A 2,813-nucleotide genomic window follows, 5' to 3' on the forward strand; every position below is an offset into this window, starting at 1 on the left:
CAGCCAGGCTCTTGGCCTTAACGCGGCCCACGGCCCAGGCTACTTTTTTCACCTGAGCGGCTCTTGGGCGACTTTCGGCGCTACCTCCGAGGAAACCTTCCAGCCGCGGGTTTCCCTCTCTGGACGGCTTAGTCCGCCTACTCCTCCCAGTCACAGCCCTAACGAATTACCAAATTATTGCCTTAATGATACCCTACGCTGCCGCCCCTGTCAAGCGTTCCCTTCCCTCACATAAAGAAAGGTTCGCGGCCCATGATGGCTTTAGATATGGGAGCCAAGAAGCGGGTTATATAGCGGCTTGGATTGGGGATTTTCACCCCCATGGCCACCGGCAGGCTGAGGCCAATGGCAGCTAACATGAACAGCGAAAAAACCAGGAGATCACGCCACTTTTTTTCTTTTACCAGTTTAGGAACCTCGAAGGCACTAACCGCCAGATACATCAAAACGAGAAGAAAAATCATGTGCCGGCCTCCTAACGTTTTTCCAGCGGTGGCACCCCGGTTAGTCCGCTGCGTCGCACTTTTGCTCGGGTATCTATGCTTATTTCTAGGTCCTGCAAGGCCTGAGGCCACTTTTTCTCCAGTTTTTGCCATAGTCTTTTGTTCTGGCGTCGGATAATCTCACCAAAACTAAACGGATCTACTCCGAGCCTCTTGGCCAACTGGATTGCCTGTTCGGCTTCGTTCTTGATAACCGTGGCTGCTTGTTTCTCCAAGAAAAGGTAGTCATCGGCCTGCATAAGGTCCCCCCGGTATGCTTGTTCGGCTAGCGCTATTTCGGCTGTAACCTTTATTGTCAGTACTGGCCGCCCCTCCTTTTCTTCCACCTTGATTTGCTTTTTCAATCTGAAGACTTCTATGGCAACCGTATTATCTTTTCGACTCTTATCAGCGGTTGCTTTGACATACAAAATAGTATTGGCAATTTTACCCTGCAGACTCAGTATCCCCCGGACCTCGGTGGGCTCGGCAAAAGCTACCAGCTTATCATCCCGGAACAGAGCCAATCCCTTAAGACGCAATGCCAGGGTCGTCTCTTTAGTTTTCATTTCTTCTGCGCCGGCAGAACCGGAGCTCTTTCCACCGGCTGTAGGCATCATGGGAACAGCTCTAAGCTCCACTACACCGGTAAACGGATCCGCCCCTTTGGCCTCCAGCAGGGATACGAATTCGTGCACACTAAGGATAGTGGAATGACCGTTAACAGGGCAAAACCGCCTCAGTCCTGCCAGCTCCAGTCCCACGCTCTTTTCCAAACTTCCTTGACTGCCGATGAGTACGTCTTCGGCCTTACCACGGCAGACAAGTAGATTGGTAATGATACGGGCTTCTGCATCCAGTTCCCAAAGATCGAGAAATTCAAATATCCCCTGGCGACTGACTTCTTCTCCGATAAGTATGGCAGAAGTATGGGCTACGTAAACGCGTCGTGGCACCTTCAGAGCCATATCACGCAGAGCCCCTAAAAGGGTATATCCTTGCCCCTGGGCAATCCAAACCTGGCGCTTAGGCCCGCCGCCACCCCCGCCCGAGCTGCCATCTTCACCTCCGCCCATAGTGGGGCGAAAGATCTCCGCCGTAATCTTCCAGATGTCATCTTCCTTATCAATACCCAGAGAAGAAACCACAGCCAGCTCGTTTATCTCTCGTCGATCCCAACAACCGGATAGGCAGATCGGCGAAATAAGCAGTGCCAGGGAAAGCAGCACCAAAAACAAACGTCTCACTGTTCTGGCTCTCCCTTCTGCCGGTTTCCTCCTCGCTTCCCTCGACGCCTATTTGCCTTGTCCGTGGTCGTCGGTGCCTGCCGGTTGTCTTGATCTTTATTCTTTGGACCGTTTATGCTGTTAGGGCCGCGTCCGCGCTCATCTCCCGGGGGTTTAGGACCCTGATGGGAAGCTTGCCGTATGATGTTTTCCTTGCCTACAAGCTTAGGCCGAGTCCGCATCATCCACCAAGGCACACGGATAAGATAGTCTTTTTGGTCCGAGAGGCTAAATGGTGCCATTCCTTGCAAATACGGTATGCCAAAAGAGCGCAAATTCACCAGATGGATCATGATCAGTATTAACCCCGAAAAGAGACCGAACAGCCCTAACACAGCCCCCATGAGAATCAGCGGTACCCTAAGCAGACGTACAGTGTTGGTCAGATCAAAACTAGGGAAAGTAAACGAGGCGATAGCTGTAGCAGAAACAACAATCACCATTGCTGGCGATACCAAACCGGCCCGAACAGCAGCATCTCCGATCACCAGTGCGCCCACAATGCCAATCGCTTGTCCCAAAGCTCGCGGCAGGCGGGCACCGGCTTCAAGTAGTATTTCAAAAGTAATCTGCATCACCAAAGCTTCCACCACTGCTGGATAAGGAACCCGTTCTCGTTGCATAAGAATGCTTACCAAAAGTGATGTCGGCAACATTTCCTGATGGTAAGTGGTGATAGCCACATAGAGAGCGGGTAAAAAAGCAGAAATACCTAATCCCAGATACCTAAACGGACGCAAGAACAGCGACAGGGACCAGCGCTGGTAGTAGTCTTCTGGTGACTGCAGCAGGGTTGCAAACCCAAGAGGTACCGTTAAAGCAAATGGGGTCCCATCGGTGAGTATAGCTACCCGACCTTCCAGTAGATCCGCCACCACCGTATCCGGTCGCTCCGTACTCCACACTTGTGGAAAAGGTGAAAAAGGGTTATCTTCTATCATGGCTTCTAGGTAGTGACCTTCCAATACGCCGTCGATTTTGATGCGCCTTATTCGCTCCCGCACTTCAGCCACCAGTTTACTATTGACAATACCATCTATGTACA

General features: G+C 51.7%; 3 protein-coding genes. All 3 read right to left on the minus strand.

Annotated features, from left to right (window positions below):
- Positions 1-227: 227 nt before the first annotated feature.
- On the minus strand, positions 228-464 hold the full coding sequence (locus GX016_10510; GenBank protein ID HHT71972.1) for a hypothetical protein: 237 nt from the start codon (positions 462-464) through the stop codon (positions 228-230).
- A gap of 11 nt (positions 465-475) precedes the next feature.
- Positions 476-1,729, minus strand: a complete 1,254-nt coding sequence (locus tag GX016_10515; protein HHT71973.1) for a Ger(x)C family spore germination protein — start codon at positions 1,727-1,729, stop codon at positions 476-478.
- On the minus strand, positions 1,726-2,813 hold a 1,088-nt coding region (locus GX016_10520; GenBank protein HHT71974.1), incomplete at its 5' end, for a spore germination protein. The genes GX016_10520 and GX016_10515, both read right to left, overlap by 4 nt.

Source organism: Bacillota bacterium (assembly GCA_012837285.1).
Taxonomy (GTDB): Bacteria; Bacillota; DTU030; order DUMP01; family DUMP01; genus DUNI01.

What these genes read in the sequence shown, in the direction of transcription:
- GX016_10510 (HHT71972.1), bottom strand. Translation starts at nt 464, where the DNA reads ATGATTTTTCTTCTCGTTTTGATGTATCTGGCGGTTAGTGCCTTCGAG.